Source organism: Kocuria rosea (assembly GCF_023715525.1).
Taxonomy (GTDB): Bacteria; Actinomycetota; Actinomycetes; order Actinomycetales; family Micrococcaceae; genus Kocuria; species Kocuria rosea_A.
On sequence record NZ_JAMBOG010000001.1, the window covers coordinates 20,759 to 38,642 of the forward strand.

A 17,884-nucleotide genomic window follows, 5' to 3' on the forward strand; every position below is an offset into this window, starting at 1 on the left:
TGCGGCGGGCCCGGCTCAGCCGCGCTCAGTTGACGCCGCGCAGGTCGAGGACCAGCTCGGCCTCCCCATCGGCGTCCAGCACAAAGGGGATCCCCCAGTCCTGCTGGTACAGGTGGCAGGCCGCGTGGTCGGGGATCTCCCCGCCCGGCTCCCCGTCGCACGCCGCGGCGCGGGCGGTGATGTGCAGGACGCCCTCGGTGACGCCCTCCGCCAGCACGAGTTCCCGGCGCAGCCCCTGGGCGGTGCCCGCGCCCTGCGCGAGCGCGTGCTCCGGGGAGGAGGAGATCTTCAGCTGGGTGGGGTCGCCCCACCGGTCGTCGAGCTTCTGCCCGGTGGGGGCCGCGAACCGCACCTCGATCCCCAGCGCGCCGGGGGCCAGCCTCGTGCGGGGGCGCTGGGTCTGCGACGCGCCCTCGTCGACGCGCTGGGCGGCCGCCGGGATCGGCACCCGCACCAGGCGGTGCGCGTTGGCCTCCACGACGACCAGCAGCGGCTCGTCGCCGGAGACGTCCAGCAGGACGTCGGAGGGCTCGGCCAGCCCGCGGGCCAGCGTCGCGACCTGGCGGGTGCGCGGGTCGTAGTGGCGCACGGCCCCGTTGTAGGTGTCGGCCACCGCCACGGAGCCGTCGGGCAGCTGGGCCACCCCGAGGCAGTGCTGCATCCGGGCCTGGCCGGCGTCCCCGTCGCGGAAGCCGAAGTCGAACAGCCCCTCGCCCACGGCGGTCTCCACGGTCACGGAGCCGTCGTCGGCGAAGCGCAGGACGCGCAGGGCGGAGGTCTCCGAGTCGGCGACCCACAGGTTGCCCAGGTGGTCCTCGGCGAGGCCGGAGGACTGGGCGAACCACGCCTCGGCCGCCGGGCCGTCCTTGAGCCCCTCGTCGCCCGTGCCCGCGAGCACGGCGAGCTGCCCGGTGCGGGGGTCGAAGGAGAACAGCTGGTGGGTGCCGGCCATCGCGACGACGAGCCGGTCCGCCCTCGTGGACCACGCCACGTCCCACGGCGAGGACAGGGCCACGCTCAGCGGGTCCGCGCCCTGCGCGACGTGGTCGGGCCCGGCGCCGCGGGCGCGCTCGGCGTCGAGCAGTCGCTGCACGCCGCTGCCGGCGACGGTGCGGACCTCGCCCGTGGCGAGGTCCACGCCCCGGAGGCGGTGGTTGACGGAGTCGGCCACGACCACGTCGTAGCCGGCGGCCGCGCGCACGGCCTCGGGCAGCAGGGTCAGGCCCTGCGGCTCGGTGAACTGCGCGGCGGCGGCGTCCCCGTCCCGGTGGCCCTTGGTCCCGGAGCCGATGACCCGCTGGACCGTGGCGAGGTCGTTGCCCAGCTGGACGAGGCGGTGGTGGCCCGTGTCGGAGACGAGGAACGACCCGTCGGGCAGGGGCAGGACCTTGCCGGGGAAGCGGAGGTCACCCTCCGGGGCGGGGCGCGGGACGTAGGGGCCGTCGCCGCGGTGCAGGGTGCCCTTCGCCTCGTGCTCGGCCACCAGCTCCTCCACGAGGGGGACGAGGCCCTGGACGTGGCCCTCCCCCGAGAGGTGGGCCACGATGTAGCCCTCCGGGTCCACGACCACGAGGGTCGGCCACGCGCGGGCCGTGTAGGCCTGCCACGTCGTCAGCTCGGGGTCGTCGAGGACCGGGTGGTGGATCTCGTAGCGGTCCACGGCCGCGGCGAGCGCGGCCGGGTCGGCCTCGTGCTCGAACTTCGGCGAGTGCACGCCCACGGTGACGAGGACGTCGGCGAAGCGCTCCTCCAGCGGGCGCAGCTCGTCCAGCACGTGCAGGCAGTTGATGCAGCAGAAGGACCAGAAGTCGAGGAGCACGATCTTGCCGCGCAGCGCGGCGAGGTCCAGCGGCTTGTCGCCGGTGTTGAGCCAGGCCCGGCCCTCCAGTTCGGAGGCGCGGACGCGGGAGGTGAGGCGCATGGGGTCGGGTCCTTTCGGCGGCACGGGCGGTGCGGCGGACGGTGCGGCAGCGGGTGCGGCCGGTGGTGCGGGCAGGGTGGTTCCGTTCCTGGTCAACGCGGTGGGCGGGCGGGTATTCCGGGAGCCCGACGGCGGCGGTGTGAGAATCGGCTCAGCGGCGGGCGGAGCGGTCGTCGCGCTCCGCGAGGCCCGCCATCATCTCGTTGTAGGCCCTCAGCTCGGCGTCGCCGGTGCGGTCCGCCGCGCGGTCCACCCGGCGGTTCTCCCTCGTGCCCTCCATCGCCCACATGATCGCGACGACGACGGCGACGACGACGGTCGGGAACTCGCCGATGCCCCACATCAGGGCCCCGCCGAGCTGCTGGTCCTCGATGGCGCTGCGGCCCCAGTCGCGGCCGGTGTTGCCGAACCAGGAGGCCTGCAGCAGGGTGTCGGAGCCCATGATCGCCACACCCACGAACGCGTGGTAGACCATCGTGGCCAGCAGCAGGATCAGGCGCATCATGTGCGTGGGACGCCTCGGGATCGGGTCGATGCCGATGAGCACGAGCATGAACAGGTAGCCGGTGAGCAGGAAGTGCACGATCATCAGCACGTGCCCCACGTGGTAGTGCAGGGTGAAGTGGAACAGCGGCGTGAAGTAGAACACCACGATCGAGGCCGCGAAGTTCACGCCGGCGACGACCGGGTGGGTGACGATCCGGCCCCAGGTGGAGTGGACCAGGCGCAGGATCCACTCGCGGGGCCCCCGGGTGCCGTCCTGGCGGGGCTCGAGGGCCTTGAGCAGCAGGGTGACGGGGGCTCCGAGGACCAGGAAGATCGGGGCGACCATGGTGAGCACCATGTGCTCGACCATGTGCGCGGAGAACAGGACCCGGCCGTAGACGGCGACGCCGCCCGAGGTGATCCAGAACAGCACGGCGAGACCCGTCAGCCACGAGAGCCCGCGCAGCACGGACCAGGAGCTCCCGCGGCGGCGGACCCGCACGAGCGCCCACACGTAGCCGAGCGCCAGGAACGCGCACACCGCGAGCCACAGCGGGTCCACCCGCCACGTGGTGAACCAGGACGCGGCGGTCGGCTCGGGCGGCAGCTCGTACCAGGTGAGGATCAGCGCCGGGGAGGCGTCCGGGGCCAGCTCCTCGGGCACCGGCGGGGCGGTGCGGGACAGCGCCACGGCGAGGCCCATGACGGCGCCCATGACCAGCACCTCGCCGAGCACGAGCTGCCACAGCGCGCGGCGCGCGGCGAGCCGGCCGGCCTCGAGCGCGGGGACCAGCCACCGGCGGTGGGCGAGCCCGGCGAGGCCGAGCACCAGCGTGAGCGCGGCCTTCACGAGCACCAGGCGCCCGTAGGGGCTGAGCAGCTGCTCCCAGGTGCCGATCCGCACGGCCGCGTTGAGCACGCCGGAGAGCAGCACCAGGAAGAAGCTACCGAGCGCCACGGCGGAGAAGCGGCGCAGCACCACGGCGGCCATCGGCACCCGGCGCCGCGCCCCGGCGCCGCGGGCGGCGCCCTCGGGCAGGGTCCCGGTGCCGGCGTCCCGGGCGCTCAGCTGCGGGGAGAGCCAGGCCAGCACCACGAGCCCGCCGGTCCACAGGCTCACGCCCAGCAGGTGCAGGCCCAGGGAGTTGACGGCGCCCATGTGGTCGTCGCCGCCGGCGGCGTGGCCGGTGAGGGCCATGGCGACCAGCGCCACGCACGCGAGGGCGAAGGTGAGGAGCAGCCCCAGCAGGGCCCGCACGCCGAAGACGAGGGTGGTGACCACCGCGGCGACCACCACGACCGTGGCCTGGGCCTGGCCCGCGGGGATGTCGGTGGTGTAGTGGAGCAGCTGCTGGGTGTAGGTGGCGTCCCCGCCCACCGGCACGCCGGCCACGTCGGAGTAGGACAGCACGAGGACCGCGACGGCGGCCACCGTCCACACCGCGGACGCGGCCTCGGCCAGGCGCAGCGTCGCCGTGAACAGCGGGTGCTCGACCGCCTCGCCGTCGTCCCGCCCGTCCGGGCCCGTGCGGCGGCGCAGCCCGCCCCGCGTCCTCGGCACGACGCCGACGGCGAAGAGCAGGGCGCCCATGACGACGACGAGCGCGCCGTCGTGGAGCACCTCCGCCACCGGCAGGCCCCAGCGCACCAGCGCCCCGGGGTCGGCGGCGAGAGGGGCCGTGCCCGAGCCGCTGTAGAGCATCGCCACGACCAGGGCGGTGAGCGCCACCACGGGGGCCGCGGCGAGCAGCCACGGGTCGACGCCCCGGGCGCCGGCGGCCTCCGCGTCGGGGGCGTCGCCCCGGGCGGGGCGGCGGTCCGTCCTCGTGATCATTCCCGTTCTCCTTCGCCCGCCCCTCGACGACGGGGCGGCTGCGTCCATTGTCCCCCGCGGCGCAAATCGACCCCGGTGAGGGTTCCCGGGCCCGGCTCAGCGGGGGCGGTCCGGCGGGTGCGCCTCAGCGGGCGCGGCGGCGGGAGGCCAGGCTCACGGCGCCGAGCACGGCGAGGGAGACGCCCGCTCCGGCGGCGGCGACCAGCCACAGCGGGACGTCCCCGCCGGCGCCCGCGGCCGCGGGCTCCTGGGCCTGCGCGCCGGCGGAGGCGGTGGGCCCGGTGCCGGAGCCCTGGCCGACCTCGTAGTCGAAGGTCCCCTCGATGGGGTGGCCGTCGCTGGAGACGACCCGCCACACGACGTGGTAGGTCTCGTCCTCGGTGCCCTCGTCGGTCAGCGGCTGGCTGACGCGGGTACCGTCCTGCTCGAGCGGGCCGTCGGTCACGGACCGGCCCTCGGAGTCGGTGACGCTCACCCGGGGGCCGATGTCCAGGACCTCCCCCGTGAAGGTGAGCTCGATCTGCTCCGGGGCGGTCTCCAGCACGGCGCCGGGCTCCGGTGAGACGCCGACGAGCTCGTCGTGGGCGGAGGCGGGGGGCGCGGACAGGACGGTCAGGGCGCCCGCGGCCAGGAGGGCGGCGGTGCGTCGGGTGGTGCGCATGGGGAGGGGCTCCTTCGTTGCCGGGCAGGGCATCGGTCGACCGTGGGGACGGGCCGCCGGGCCGGGCGGCCCGCGGCGCTGGGGGTCGTCGTGCGCCCGGCTCCGCGCCCGGCGCCGGCGCGCACGGGACCGTGCGGCCGGGTCAGCCGGCGGGCAGCGGGGCGGGTCCGCCGGGGAGGGCGGAGCGCCGGGGGCCACGACGACGGACGGGCGGCGGCCCCCGGTGGGAGCGCACCGGGCGCAGCAGGGACTGGTCGGTCAGCACGTGCGGGCGCCCGCCGGCCGCGGCACGGGGCCGGGGCACGGCGAGCGGGACGGACAGGGCCTGCCACAGCCGCCGCACGCGCAGCCGCAGGGTGTCCAGCAGGACCACGGCCGCGACCTCGCCGTGGCGCACCAGGGCGTAGCAGGCCGCGGCGGCCAGCACGTGCGAGAGGACCATGGCGGGACCGGCGTGGGACTCGACCTCCAGCACGAGGGCGGGGCCGGCGTGGGCGGCTCCGTGGAGGCCCGCCGGCCGGGTGGCGTCGACGACCGTGGTGACGGCGCCGGTCCCGGCGAAGAGGGCGTGCAGGAGGCCCTGGCTGAGCAGCACGCCGGCCAGCAGCGAGGCCCGCGAGAGCATCCGCCCGGCCAGGGCGACGCACAGCGGCCCCGACAGGGCCAGGGAGAGGAGCACCAGCACCGCGGGCGGGGCCGGCCCGTCCGCGGCGACGTGGGACGCGGCGGCGAAGAAGGTGGCGAGGCCCGCTCCGGTCCAGCCGCGGGCGAGGCGCTGCGCGCGTGGGCCCACGCCGCCACCTCCCCTCGGACCGCCGGCCGGACGGCTCGGCGCTCCAATTATGCGCCGCGCCTGCGGGGCCGGGCCAATCGCGGCGGACCGGGGCGGGCGGCACCGGCGGGGCCCCCGGAGACGCCGAAGGGGCGGTCCCCGGTGCGGGGACCGCCCCTTCGGACGAAGCCGGTGGACGAGGTCCGAGACGGACCTGCGGAGGCGCTCACTTGTTGGAGACAGCCGCCTTGAGCTTGGAACCAGCGGTCAGCTTGACGCCGTGGCCGGCCGGGATCTCGATGGTCTCGCCGGTCTGCGGGTTGCGCCCGGTGCGAGCGGCACGGTCGGTGCGCTCGACGGCCAGCCAGCCCGGGATGGTGATCTTCTCACCGGCGGAGACGGACTCCTCGAAGACCTGGAACAGCGCGTCCAGCACACCGTTGACGGCGGCGTTGGTCGTGCCGGCCTTCTCGGCGACCTCTGCGACGAGTTCACTGCGGTTCTTAGCCATGTTCATGTCCTCCTGGACTCGGGGTCGTGGGGGAGCACGGCGTCAGGGACAGCCCGCGCTCCTGCGTCAGAAACTACCAGCTCGACTTAGAGATGCCGGGCAGTTCGCCGCGGTGCGCCATCGCGCGGAAGCGGACGCGGGAGATGCCGAACTTCTGGATCGTACCGCGGGGGCGGCCATCGATCTGGTCGCGGTTGCGCAGGCGGACCGGGGAGGCGTCGCGGGGCAGCTTCTGCAGGCCCAGGCGGGCCTCCTCGCGGGCCTCGGGGGTCGCGTTCTCGTCGACCAGGGTCTTCTTGAGCTCGGCACGCTTCGCGGCGTAGCGCTCGACGACGACCTTGCGCTGCTCGTTCTTGGCGATCTTGGACTTCTTGGCCATGGATTCAGCGCTCCTCGCGGAAATCGACGTGCTTGCGGACGACCGGGTCGTACTTCTTGAGCACCATGCGGTCCGGGTCGTTGCGGCGGTTCTTGCGGGTCACATAGGTGAAGCCCGTGCCGGCGGTGGACTTCAGCTTGATGATGGGACGAACGTCCTTGTCCTTGGCCATGTCAGATCTTCTCCCCACGTGCGAGCATGTCGGTGACGACGGCGTCGATGCCACGGGCGTCGATGACCTTGATGCCCTTGGCGCTGACGTTGAGCGTCACGTTGCGGCGCAGCGAGGGCACCCAGTAACGCTTCTTCTGAATGTTCGGGTCGAACCGGCGCTTGGTACGGCGGTGCGAGTGCGAAATGCTGTGGCCAAAGCCCGGCTGAGCTCCGGTCACCTGGCAGTGCGCTGCCATAGTGTTCTCCTCCAATGTTGACGAAATGACGGCACGCAGTGGGCGCCGCGGATGATCCCTCACCCGCGGCCGAGCGTCCCGTCACCTGAGAAATGCCACCGTTCGCCAACCGGGCCCTCTCGTAAGGCCCGCGGCGGGAACCGGCGGGGCCTCGCCACGATGAAGACGGTGAGAATCAAGGTGCCGGAAGGTGGACTCCACCACACGACAGCCTTGAATTCTAGGCCCGCACGGGCTCCCCCGCAACTTGACGTCAGGCGTGACCAGCTTCGGGTCAGTCTACCGGCTCCCCCGGGGGCCGCAAACCGGGCGGCTCCCCGACCATCCGCACGGGGGCGGGCCGGGCCCCGGGATCCCGGCCGATCGGGTAGCGGCAGTCGATCGCCGCGTACGAGTGGTGGCGGCCGATGGGGACGATCAGCGGGGTGCGGGAGACGGGGTCGAGCACGATCCGCGCCCGCAGCCCGAACACGTCCGTGAGGAACCTCTCGGTGAGCACCTCGGCCGGGGCGCCCTGCCGGGCGACCTCCCCGTCCTTGAGGGCCACGAGGTGGTCCGCGTAGCGGGCGGCGAGGTTGAGGTCGTGCAGGACGAGCACCATGGTGGTGCCCTCGCGCCGGTTGAGGTCGGTGAGCAGGTCCAGGACCTCGACCTCGTTGGCGACGTCGAGGAACGCGGTGGGCTCGTCCAGGAGCAGGATCTCGGTCTCCTGGGCCAGGGCCATCGCGATCCAGGCGCGCCGGCGCTGGCCCCCGGAGAGGTCGTCCACGGCGCGCCCGGCCACCGGCTCCAGACCGGTCAGGGCGATCGCCCGGCGCACGGCCTGCTCGTCCTGCGGGCCGTAGCCGCCGAGCAGGCCCCGGCGGTGGGGGGTGCGGCCGCGGTAGACGAGCTCGGTGACGGTCAGCCCGGAGTGCTCGGGGGCGTCCTGGGGCAGGAGGCCCATCACGGTGGCCACGTACTTCGAGGAGCGGGAGTGGATGTCCTTGCCGTCGAGCAGGACGAGGCCCGTGGTGGGGCGCAGCATCCGGGCGAGGCCCCGCAGCAGGGTGGTCTTGCCGGAGGCGTTCGCGCCCACGATGACGGTCACCCTCCCCTCGGGGATCTCCACGGAGACGTCCCGCAGGACGTGCTCCGCCCCGTAGGCCAGGCTGAGGTCGACGGTGCGCAGGGAGGTCACGGGCGGGTCTCCTCGCGGCCGGGGCGCTCCGCGGGCCCGGCGGGGACGACCTCGCGCGGGTGCAGCGCCGTGTACTGCGGGTACCGCGGGGCGACGGCGTCCCCGGACGACGTGCCGCGCAGCCGCCGCCCGATCCACGGCAGCAGGTACTCGCGGGCCCAGTACAGGTCCTCCTTGAGCACGCCGGGGGTCGCGGTGACCGGCAGCCGGTCGGTGGCGGGCAGCTCGAGCGCGTGCTCCACGCCCAGCAGCTCCAGCATCCGGGCCGCCACGAACGCGTGCCCCGCGGCGGACATGTGCAGCCGGTCCACCGCCCAGTAGCGCCAGTCCTGCAGCGCGCGCATCCGCCAGTAGTCGAGGACCAGGCACCCGTGCCGGTCGGCGATCTCCCGCACGTGCTCGTTGTAGAGGGCCTGACGGGGCCGGGTCCAGGAGGTGGGGGCGTCGCGGCCCGGGTCGAAGGCCGTGAACAGCACCACCCGGGCGCCGGAGGCCCGCAGCCGCGCCACCGCCGCCTCGTAGTCCTCCATGAGGGCGTCCACGTCCGCCCGGGGACGCAGCATGTCGTTGCCGCCCGCGTAGAGGCTCACGAGGGTCGGCTCCAGGGCCAGGCACGGGTCGAGCTGCTCCTCGACGATCCCGCGCAGCAGCCGGCCGCGGACCGCCAGGTTCGCGTAGCGGGTGTCCGGGCGGGCGGCGGTGAGCTGCTCGGCCACGAGGTCGGCCCAGCCGCGCACCCCGTTGGGGCGGGCGGGGTCGGGATCGCCCACGCCCTCGGTCATCGAGTCGCCGATGGCCACGTAGCGCACGGGGTGCGCGAGCAGGTCGGTCGTCGTCGTCACGCGCTGCGCCCCCCGGCGTCGGGCGCGGCGCGGTCGACGCCCTGCGGCTGCTCGGGCTCCCCCACCTGCCGCAGGCGGGGCCGGATGCCCAGGGCCTCGTTGACGGCGCGCACCAGGGAGTTCGCGCGGTCGTTGTCCGGGAGGGTCTCGAGCAGGACGGGGTTGCCCGCGCCGTCGGCCAGGGGCACCCGCCAGTTGGGGTACTCGTCGCCGGTGCCCGGCTGGTTCTGCATCCGCCGCTCGCCGACCGCGTCCACGAGCGAGACGTTGAGCAGCAGCGCCGGGGACTGCGCGAGGTAGCGGTGCAGCGCCTCGATCCTGCCCTGCTCGTCCGTGGCCTCGCCGTGCGGGAGCAGTCCCTTGGCCGCGACCGCCGCGAAGAACGTGTCCAGCTGCTTGCGGGCCTCGGCGCGCTCCTCCTCGGCGGGGCGGGCCAGCAGCCCGAGCTGCTCGCGGACGTCCACCTGGACGCCCTCGAGGAACCCGGCGGTGGGCGGGAAGTCGTGGGTGTTCACCGAGGCCATGCTCAGCTCCCGGTACAGGGACGGGTCGAGGGGCTCCTCCCCGTCCTCGTCCAGCTCGAACCACAGGATGGAGGTGCCCAGCACGCCGCGCTCGGCGAGGTGCTCCCGCACCCACGGCTCGAGGGTGCCGAGGTCCTCGCCGACGACCACGGCACCGGCGAGCTCGGCCTCGAGCGCGAGGATCCCGACCATCGCCTCGTGGTCGTAGTAGACGTAGGCGCCGTCGGAGGCCTCCTGGCCGTCCGGGATCCACCACAGCCGGTAGAGGCCCAGGATGTGGTCCACGCGGATGCCCCCGGCGTGCCGGAAGATGGTGCGCAGCATGTCCCGCCAGGGCAGGTACCCGGCCTCGGCGAGGCGCTCGGGGTGCCACGGGGGCTGGGACCAGTTCTGGCCCTTCTGGTTGTACATGTCGGCGGGCGCGCCCACGCTGACCCCGGACGCGAGGACGTCCTGGAGGGTCCACGCGTCGGCGCCCTGCTTGTGCACGCCCACGGCCAGGTCGTGGATCACGCCGATGTCCATCCCGGCGAGGTGGGCCGCGCGCTGGGCGGCCTCGAGCTGCTCGTCGAGCAGCCACTGCATCCACACGTGGAAGTCGATCCGGCGGGACAGCCGGGTGCGCGCCTCCACCGCGTACGGGGAGTCGGGGGTCGCGGCCGCGTCGGCCCACTCGGGGGCGTCCTCCCCGAGCTCCTCCCGCAGCGCGCACCACAGGCCAAAGTCCTGCAGGCCCTGCCCGCCCTCGGCCACGAAGCGGCGCAGCTGCTGCTGGCGGTGCGGGGAGCGGCGGACCGTGAACAGCAGCTCGAGGCTCTTGAGCTTCGCCGCGTACGCCTTGTCCCGGTCGATGGAGGTGGTGTCGAGGTTGTCCCTGCGCTGGATGGCGGCCAGCGTGCTCACGACCTCGAGGTCGGCCGGGCGCAGGTAGGCGTACTCCGGGACCTCGGCGATGCGCAGGTAGAGCGGGTTGAAGAACCGGCGGCTGGTGGGCAGGTACGGCGAGGGCTCCACCGGAGGGGTGGGCTCGGCGGCGTGCAGCGGGTTGACGAGCAGGTAGTCCGCACCCTGCTCCCCCGAGATGGCGGCGAGGCTCGCGAGGTCGGAGACGTCCCCGACCCCCCACGAGCGCCCGGACGTCACCGAGTAGATCTGCGCCATGTAGCCCCAGCGGCGCCGGCTGTGGAGCCGGTCCGTGGTCGACAGCCGCCGGGGGGTCACCGCCAGCGGCGCCGTGGCGGGGCGCCCGCCGTCGACGTCGGGGCACTCCGCCCGCAGCTCGTACCAGCCCACGGCCAGGTGCTCGGGGACCTCGAAGGTGGCCTGTCCCGTGAGCACGCCGTCGACGTCGCGCGGGGAGCGCCAGTTCTCGACCTGCCCGGCGGTGGTCGTCCTGCCGTCCTCCGCCACGACCGTCACCCGCACCGGGGAGCCGTGGGGGACGTGGACGGCGAAGCGGGTCCGGGCGCCGGCGACGGCGACGACGACGGACGGCAGCAGCCGCCGCCACGGCGCGCGGTCGCGCTCGGCGAGCGCCGCCTCGACCGCGGCGTCGTCGGAGGCGTCGGCGCCCAGGGCCGTGAGCACGGCCCGCAGGGTCGGCTCCGGGACCTCCCGCTCCTGCCCGTCGAACCCGGAGTAGGTCGTGGAGACCCGGTGCGCCTCGGCGAGCCGGCGCAGCGCGTCGCTGGTGGTGGTGGTGTCGGCCATGGGCCCCACTCTAACCAGTGCGCGTCGCGACGCGCAGTGGGCTGACGGTCCGCCCCGGGCGGGCCCCGCGCTACGCGAGGGTGCGGGCGACGTCGACGACGAACCGGTAGCGCACGTCCGAGGCGACGACCCGGTCGTAGGCGGCGTCGACGTCGTCGGCGCCGATCAGCTCGATCTCCGCCTCGACGCCGTGCTCGGCGCAGAACTCGAGCATCTCCTGGTGCTCGGGGAGCCCGCCGACCATGGAGCCGGTGAGCACCCGCTGGGTGCCCACCAGCGCGCCGGGGCGCACGCTGTACGGCTCGGTGGGCAGCCCCACCGAGCACAGCACGCCGTTGACCCGCAGCAGGGACAGGTACTGCTCGATCGGCAGGTCCGCGGAGACGGTGTTGAGGATCAGGTCGAAGCGGCCCCGGTTGCGGGCGAACGTCTCCGGGTCCTTCGTGGCGAAGTAGTCGACCGCGCCGAAGGCGAGGCCGTCGTCCTGCTTGGACAGGCTCTGGCTGAGCACGGTCACCTCGGCGCCCATGGCCGCGGCGATCTTCACCGCGACGTGGCCGAGCCCGCCCATCCCCAGGACGGCGACCTTGCGGCCGGGCCCGGCGCCCCAGCGCTTGAGCGGGGCGTACGTCGTGATCCCGGCGCACAGCAGCGGGGCCGCGCGTGCCGGGTCGAGGGCGTCGGGCACGTGCATCACGAAGCGCTCGTCGACGACGATCCCCCGGCTGTAGCCGCCCTTCGTCACGGTGCCGTCGGGCAGCGGGGCGTTGTAGGTGCCGACCACGCCCTGCGTGCAGAAGTTCTCCTGGCCGGTGGTGCAGTACTCGCAGCGCCCGCACGAGTCGACGAAGCAGCCGACCCCCACGGTGTCGCCGGGGGCGAAGCCCTCGACGGCCTCGCCCACCGCGAGCACGCGGCCGACGATCTCGTGGCCGGGGGTCACGGGGTAGCGGGTGCCGCCCCACTCGTCGCGGGCGGTGTGGATGTCGGAGTGGCAGATCCCGGCGTAGTCGATGCGGATCTCGACGTCGCGGGGACCGACCGCGCGGCGCTCGATCGTGGTGCGGCGGAAGCCGGAGCCGGCGGAGGTGGCCTCGAGGGCGGGGACGGTGCTCATGCGGTGCTCCTGTCGTGGGGCGGGTCGGACGGGGACGGACGGGACGGGCCGGGGGGCCGGCGGCTCACCAGGCCTGCGCGACCAGCTCGTAGGAGCGGGCGCGGACCTCGGGGTCGTGGGCGTAGCTGTTGAGCATCAGCTCGTCGGCCTGGGTGATCTCCACGATCTGCTCGAGCTCCGCGACGACGTGCTCCGGGGTGCCGACCGCCGAGACGGCGAGGTGCTGCTCCACCATGGCCGCCTCGGCCGCGGTCAGCTCGACCCGGTCCACGGGCGGGCGCAGGGGGCCGCGGTCGTTGCGGGCCAGCCCGCGCACGAGCAGCTGGTGGGTCGTGAACTGGTGCCGGGCCTCCTCGTCCGAGTCGGCGGCGAGGACGTTGGCCGCCACCATGACGTGGGGGCGCTCGATCGTGGCGGTGGGGGCCCCGGCGTCGAAGCGCTGCCGGTACAGGGCGATCGCGTCCATGATCATGGCCGGGGCGAAGTGGGAGGCGAAGGCGTAGGGCAGGCCCAGCCGGGCGGCGAGCTCCGCCCCGCCCGTCGAGGAGCCGAGGATCCACAGCGGCACGTCCGTGGTCCGGGCCACCGGCGCGCGCACGACCTCCTGCTCCTGCCCGCCGAACAGCCGCACCAGCCGGCGCACGTCGGCCTCGAAGGTGTCGTGGCCGGCGGAGCCGCGGCGCAGCTCGAGCGCCGTGCGCATGTCGGTGCCCGGGGCGCGGCCCAGCCCGAGGTCGACGCGCCCCGGGTAGAGGTTGGCGAGCGTGCCGAAGGCCTCCGCCACGGTCAGCGGCACGTGGTTGGGCAGCATGATCCCGCCGGAGCCCACGCGCAGGTGCTCGGTCGCGGCGAGCGCCTGGCCGATGAGCACGGCGGTCGCGGAGGACGCGAACGCCTCCGTGTTGTGGTGCTCGGCGTACCACAGCCGCCCGTAGCCGGCGGCCTCGAGCCGGCGGGCGAGGGCCGTCGCCTCCCGCAGGGCGTCCGCGGTGGAGCGGCCCTCGGACAGGGGGACGAGGTCGAGGGCGGACAGCGGGACGTGGGAGGGGGCGGGCACGGGCGGCTTCTTCCGGTTCGGGGATGGGGTCGGGGAGGTCGTTCGGTGGCGGCAACACCCGGGACGGGGGGCGTTATTCCGTGCCCCGCCGCGGCGTCGTCCTGCTCACACGGCGGCCCGGGGACCCCCGGGGTGGGGCACCATGGGAGCATGACCTCTTCTGCGCACCCCGTCCCCTCCCCCGCAGGACCCTCGGCGGTCCTGCCCGCGCCGGCCCCGGAGTGGGTCCCGGCGTGCGTGGTCTTCGACTGCGACGGCATCCTCATGGACACGGAGGCGAACTGGGCGGAGGTCCAGCGCATCGTCTCCGAGCGCAACGGGCTGGAGTACACGGACGCCGACCAGCGGAGGATGATGGGCTGGTCGGCGGCGGACGTCGCGGACGCGATCGCCGGCGCCGCCCACGCCGACCGCGCCCTCGTCTACGCCGACGTCCTGCGCACCGAGGAGCAGATCCTGTCCGGGCGGCTGGTCCCGATCGAGGGCGCGCTCGAGACGGTGCGCGCGTTCGCGCAGCGCGTGCCGGTGGCGGTGGCCAGCAACTCCACGCGCACGATCCTCGGGGTGAAGCTCGAGTCGGCCGGGTTCGCCCCCTACCTCACCACCTGGGTCTCGTCCGACGACGTGCCCCGCGGCAAGCCCGCCCCGGACATCTACCTCGAGGCCGTGCGGCGGCTGGGCTTCGCCCCCGGCGAGGCGCTCGCGGTGGAGGACTCCGCGGCGGGGGCCGCGTCGGCCGTGGCCGCAGGGCTGGTGGTGACCGCGGTGCCGTCCCTGCCGGACGGGGACCCCGTTCCGGCGCACCTGCGGGTCACGTCGTTGACGGATCCGGCGTTCCGGGAGCTGATGGCCCGCTGGCTGGGCTGAGTACGACCGCCCGGCACGCGGAGGCGGACCGGGCGGTCGTGGCGGGCGCGCCGGTGGCGCTGCGGGGTCAGCGGTTCCAGAGGCCGTAGGTCTGCGCGAGCTCCGAGACCTTGCGGGCCCGGGCGAGGCGCGGGAGGTAGCTGCCGTCGCCCACGGTGTGCCCGGAGTCGTGCTGCTCGATCAGCTCCCGCGCCCAGGTGATCTCCTGGTCGCTCGGGGCGAGGGCCCGGTTGATCCCGTCCGTCTGGGCCGGGTCCAGGCACAGCTTGCCGGTCATGCCCATCGAGTGGGTGACCTCGCACGCCTCTGCGAGCTCCGCCCCGGAGGCCCCCACGGCGGGGCCGTCGATCGGCCCGGGCAGCTCGCCGACCCGGGAGGCGACCACGAGCGTCGAGCGCGCGAAGGCCAGCGCCATGGGGTCCCCGCTGGCGCCGGTGTCGCGGCGGAAGTCGCCCACGCCGAAGGCGAGGCGGAAGACCCCGGGGGCCCGTGCGATGGCGTTGGCGTTCATGATGCCCACGGCGGACTCGATGAGGGCCACGACGGGGGTGCCCGCGGCGGCCATCATGGCGGTCTTCGTGATGTGGTCGGGGTGCTCGGTCTTGGCGAGCATGATCCCGCGCAGGTGGTCCACGCGGCTGAGGGCCGCGAGGTCGTCCTCCCAGTACGGGGTGGAGATGTCGTTGATCCGCACCCACGCGCTCGCGCCCGCGTTGAGGGCCTCGACCACGTTGTTCCGGGCCTCGGCCTTGCCCTCGGCCGGCACGGCGTCCTCGATGTCGAAGATCACGGAGTCGGCCTCGGAGGCCAGCGCCGCGGGGAACTTCGAGGGGTCGGCGGCCGAGGTCAGCAGCCACGAGCGGGAGAGGCGGGCGGGCAGGGCGGCGGCGCGCTGGTTGCGGTAGGGGGCCACGGGGGTCCTTTCCAGGGGTGCGGCGGGCACGGACGGCCCCGGGTGCAGGTCGTCGTGGGCGGACCCGCCCGGGGCGCTCAAGCTGACCATTCTAGGGCCGGCGCCGGGGGCGGGGGAACCTCAGGCCGGCAGCGGGGTGTGAGCTTGGTCAACCCGCTCGTCCGGGCGCACCGGCCCGGGGGCCGTGCCGGTCCCGAACGGGGAACCCCCGAGCGCCTCGCGCCCGTGCGGGGAGACCCAGTTGCCGAGCGCCGGGCCCACCGGCACGATCTGCGACGGGTTGATGTCCTCGTGGACCACGTAGTAGTGCTCCTTGACCTGCTGGAAGTCCACGGTGTCGCCGAAGCCGGGGGTCTGGAACAGGTCGCGGGCGTAGCCCCACAGGCGGGGCATCTCGGTGAGCTTGTTGCGGGAGCACTTGAAGTGGGAGTGGTAGACGGGGTCGAAGCGCACCAGCGTCGTGAAGAGCCGCACGTCGGCCTCGGTGATGTGCTCGCCCATGAGGTAGCGGCGGGTCGCGAGGCGCTCCTCGAGCCAGTCCAGCGCGGCCCACAGCCGCTCGTAGGCCTGCTCGTAGGCCCGCTGGGAGCCGGCGAAGCCGCAGCGGTAGACCCCGTTGTTGACCTCGGTGTAGACGCGGCGCATGACGTCCCGCATCTCGTCCTCGAGGGCGGCCGGCCACAGGTCGGGCGCGCCCTCCCGGTGGAACGCCGTCCACTCCTTGGCGAGGTCCTCGGTGAGCTGCGGGAAGTCGTTGGTGACCACCTGCCCGCTCGCGATCTCCACGACCGCGGGGACGGTGATGCCGCGGGGGTAGCCGGGGAAGCGGGCGAAGTACGCCTGCTGCAGGCGCTCGATCCCCAGCACGGGGTCCTTCCCGTCCGGGCCCAGGTCGAAGGTCCACGACCGGGCGTCGTGCACGGGCCCGGGCAGGCCCACCGAGAGGGCGTCCTCCAGCCCCAGCAGGCGGCGCACGATGAGGGTCCGGTTGGCCCAGGGGCAGGCGCGGGCGGCCACGAGCCGGTAGCGGCCCGCCTCGACGGACCACGCCCGGGCGCCCTCCGCGACGACGGCGCGCTGCGGGTCGCGGACGATCCGGTCCTCGATGTAGGCGGTGTCGCGGGTGAACTCCTCGCCGGCGTGCACGTAGGCGCCGGCGGTGCTGTGCTCGGAGTGCTTGGTGCTGCGCTGTGACATGGTGGCTCCTCGGGCGCTCGGCAGAACGGGGCGCCGCTCGACGGCGGGACGGCCGGGGCGGAACCCCGGGGTTTGATGATATGTCCATTATCCCCGGGGCGCCAGGAAGTCCTGTCGGGGGCGAGGTCTACAGTGGAGGCGTCCCCACCCCCGCGACCCCGGAACCACCGACCATGAGCCCCCACGGCAACGAGCCCGAGTACGGACGGCGCCTCTCCCCCGAGGAGCTCTCGGCCCGTGCCCGGCGGCGGCCCGCGACCGCCCCCGCCGGCCCGCCGCGCGCCGCCCGGCGGATGGCGCGCGGACTCTCGTTCACCCTCGTGATGCTCGGCGTGCTGCTGGGTGCCGGGCTCACGGCCCTGGGCCTGCGCTGGGGGTGGACGGCCGGGACCCTGCTCGTGCTGCTGGGGATCGCTGGCTTCGTGAGCGTGCAGGCCCAGCTGAGCCCGGCCTTCCGCGACGCCTCGGCCCCTCCGCTGCGGAGCCTGTCCAGGCTGTGGCTGATCCCCTCGGCACTGCTGCTGCTGGGCCTGGTCGCGCTCGGGGCGGTGTTCGCCGTGGAGCCGGTCCTCGCCGGCACCGCCCGCGCACACCTGGTCGCCCAGTGGGTCACCGTGCTGGTCGTCTCGGGGATGACGCTCGTGGTCGCCGCGGCCCTGGGATTCGGGCTGGTGGCGATGGCCTCGTTCACCCTGCGCGACGACGACGACTCACCGCTGCGCCCCACCGGCTACGCCGAGCAGCTCCGGCGGCGCGAGCGGCGGGACCCGGGCCCGCCCGGACCGGACTACTACGACCCGGGGTGGGTCCACCACCGCCCTCCCCCGCGCCACGGCCCGCGGGGAACCGCTCGCCGCGGCCCGGACGCCGGCCCCCCGCCCTCCGGCGGCACCGCACCGGAGTGAGCCGCCCCCCTTGACATTTGTTGACACGTCAATATAAGCTGGGGGTTTCCGCACACGAGAAGGGACCACCGCATGAGCGCGCCGGAGACGACCGAGGTCAACTGGCTCACCGACGAGGAGCAGCGCGTGTGGCGCGGCTTCCTGCTGCTGAGCCGCAGCATGCAGACCGCGATCGACCGCCAGCTGGCCCGCGACAGCGCCCTGTCCGGCTCGGAGTACGAGGTGCTGGTCCTGCTCTCCGAGAGCAGCACGGGCGTCGCCCGCTCGCGCGACCTCCTCAACCAGCTCGGATGGGAGCGCAGCCGGCTCTCCCACCTGCTCTCCCGCATGGCCAAGCGCGGGCTCCTCGAGCGCCTGCCCTGCGACAGCGACGCGCGCGGGCTCGACGTCCGGATCACCCCGGAGGGGCGAGGCGCCATCGAGAACGCCGCCCCGGCCCACCTGGCGATGGTGCGGGCCGCGCTGATCGACCACCTGACCCCGGAGGAGATGGACGCGATCCTGTCCGTCTCCGCCAAGGTCGCCCCGCGGCTCAAGGAGCTCGGCCTCTGCTGAGCGGCCGGGCGCACCGGGCCGGGCGCGCCGGCGGGACGGTGGC

At 74.6% G+C, this 17,884-nt stretch carries 18 protein-coding genes; 3 read left to right on the forward strand and 15 right to left on the reverse strand.

The features are described from left to right. Nucleotides 1-25 precede the first annotated feature (25 nt). The 13 genes from M3185_RS00115 to M3185_RS00175 form a co-directional block, all read right to left on the reverse strand. The gene (locus M3185_RS00115) at nucleotides 26-1,921 is read right to left on the reverse strand and encodes an NHL domain-containing thioredoxin family protein (RefSeq protein WP_251331645.1); all 1,896 of its coding nucleotides are present in this window, start codon (nucleotides 1,919-1,921) and stop codon (nucleotides 26-28) included. 151 nt (nucleotides 1,922-2,072) lie between these two features. Next, nucleotides 2,073-4,241 carry a cytochrome c oxidase assembly protein gene (locus M3185_RS00120; protein WP_251331646.1) on the reverse strand — a complete coding sequence of 723 codons (2,169 nt, stop codon included), beginning with the start codon at nucleotides 4,239-4,241 and terminating at the stop codon, nucleotides 2,073-2,075. Between the two features lie 124 nt (nucleotides 4,242-4,365). After that, nucleotides 4,366-4,902, reverse strand: coding sequence for a copper resistance CopC family protein (locus M3185_RS00125; RefSeq protein ID WP_251331647.1), 537 nt, complete (start codon nucleotides 4,900-4,902; stop codon nucleotides 4,366-4,368). 142 nt (nucleotides 4,903-5,044) lie between these two features. After that, the gene (locus M3185_RS00130; RefSeq protein WP_251331648.1) at nucleotides 5,045-5,695 is read right to left on the reverse strand and encodes a hypothetical protein; all 651 of its coding nucleotides are present in this window, start codon (nucleotides 5,693-5,695) and stop codon (nucleotides 5,045-5,047) included. 205 nt (nucleotides 5,696-5,900) lie between these two features. Next, nucleotides 5,901-6,185 carry an HU family DNA-binding protein gene (locus M3185_RS00135; RefSeq protein ID WP_251331649.1) on the reverse strand — a complete coding sequence of 95 codons (285 nt, stop codon included), beginning with the start codon at nucleotides 6,183-6,185 and terminating at the stop codon, nucleotides 5,901-5,903. Between the two features lie 73 nt (nucleotides 6,186-6,258). Further along, a complete protein-coding gene (rpsN, locus tag M3185_RS00140) occupies nucleotides 6,259-6,564 on the reverse strand; it encodes a 30S ribosomal protein S14 (protein ID WP_251331650.1) in 306 nt (101 codons plus the stop codon). Between the two features lie 4 nt (nucleotides 6,565-6,568). Beyond that, nucleotides 6,569-6,736: a 50S ribosomal protein L33 gene (gene rpmG, locus M3185_RS00145; RefSeq protein WP_017832642.1), complete on the reverse strand. Its 168-nt coding sequence runs from the start codon at nucleotides 6,734-6,736 to the stop codon at nucleotides 6,569-6,571. A gap of 1 nt (nucleotide 6,737) precedes the next feature. Next, nucleotides 6,738-6,974, reverse strand: a complete 237-nt coding sequence (gene rpmB, locus M3185_RS00150) for a 50S ribosomal protein L28 (RefSeq protein ID WP_251331651.1) — start codon at nucleotides 6,972-6,974, stop codon at nucleotides 6,738-6,740. A gap of 274 nt (nucleotides 6,975-7,248) precedes the next feature. Continuing rightward, nucleotides 7,249-8,154 carry an ABC transporter ATP-binding protein gene (locus M3185_RS00155; RefSeq protein WP_251331652.1) on the reverse strand — a complete coding sequence of 302 codons (906 nt, stop codon included), beginning with the start codon at nucleotides 8,152-8,154 and terminating at the stop codon, nucleotides 7,249-7,251. Further along, nucleotides 8,151-8,996, reverse strand: a complete 846-nt coding sequence (locus M3185_RS00160; RefSeq protein ID WP_308222156.1) for an SGNH/GDSL hydrolase family protein — start codon at nucleotides 8,994-8,996, stop codon at nucleotides 8,151-8,153. Before M3185_RS00160 ends, M3185_RS00155 begins: the two co-directional genes overlap by 4 nt. Continuing rightward, nucleotides 8,993-11,230: a 4-alpha-glucanotransferase gene (malQ, locus tag M3185_RS00165; protein ID WP_251331653.1), complete on the reverse strand. Its 2,238-nt coding sequence runs from the start codon at nucleotides 11,228-11,230 to the stop codon at nucleotides 8,993-8,995. The genes M3185_RS00160 and malQ overlap by 4 nt, the downstream gene beginning before the upstream one ends. 70 nt (nucleotides 11,231-11,300) lie before the next feature. Further along, a complete protein-coding gene (locus M3185_RS00170) occupies nucleotides 11,301-12,347 on the reverse strand; it encodes an NAD(P)-dependent alcohol dehydrogenase (RefSeq protein ID WP_251331654.1) in 1,047 nt (348 codons plus the stop codon). Between the two features lie 64 nt (nucleotides 12,348-12,411). Then, the gene (locus M3185_RS00175) at nucleotides 12,412-13,404 is read right to left on the reverse strand and encodes an LLM class flavin-dependent oxidoreductase (RefSeq protein ID WP_251331655.1); all 993 of its coding nucleotides are present in this window, start codon (nucleotides 13,402-13,404) and stop codon (nucleotides 12,412-12,414) included. Between the two features lie 150 nt (nucleotides 13,405-13,554). Here M3185_RS00175 and M3185_RS00180 point away from each other — a divergent pair, with 150 nt between their 5' ends. Beyond that, nucleotides 13,555-14,271 (forward strand): HAD family hydrolase, encoded by a 717-nt coding sequence (locus M3185_RS00180; RefSeq protein WP_251331656.1) that lies wholly within the window; start codon nucleotides 13,555-13,557, stop codon nucleotides 14,269-14,271. A 67-nt stretch (nucleotides 14,272-14,338) separates the two neighbouring features. Here M3185_RS00180 and M3185_RS00185 read toward each other — a convergent pair whose 3' ends face one another. Beyond that, nucleotides 14,339-15,184, reverse strand: a complete 846-nt coding sequence (locus M3185_RS00185; RefSeq protein ID WP_251331853.1) for an HpcH/HpaI aldolase/citrate lyase family protein — start codon at nucleotides 15,182-15,184, stop codon at nucleotides 14,339-14,341. Nucleotides 15,185-15,304: 120 nt separating this feature from the next. Beyond that, the gene (locus M3185_RS00190; protein WP_251331657.1) at nucleotides 15,305-16,381 is read right to left on the reverse strand and encodes a glutathione S-transferase family protein; all 1,077 of its coding nucleotides are present in this window, start codon (nucleotides 16,379-16,381) and stop codon (nucleotides 15,305-15,307) included. 173 nt (nucleotides 16,382-16,554) lie between these two features. Between M3185_RS00190 and M3185_RS00195 the strand changes: the two genes are divergently transcribed. Further along, complete coding sequence (locus tag M3185_RS00195; protein WP_251331658.1) at nucleotides 16,555-17,286, forward strand: hypothetical protein; 732 nt, start codon at nucleotides 16,555-16,557, stop codon at nucleotides 17,284-17,286. Nucleotides 17,287-17,358: 72 nt separating this feature from the next. Beyond that, nucleotides 17,359-17,841 carry a MarR family winged helix-turn-helix transcriptional regulator gene (locus M3185_RS00200; RefSeq protein WP_251331659.1) on the forward strand — a complete coding sequence of 161 codons (483 nt, stop codon included), beginning with the start codon at nucleotides 17,359-17,361 and terminating at the stop codon, nucleotides 17,839-17,841. The last annotated feature ends 43 nt before the right edge of the window (nucleotides 17,842-17,884 follow it).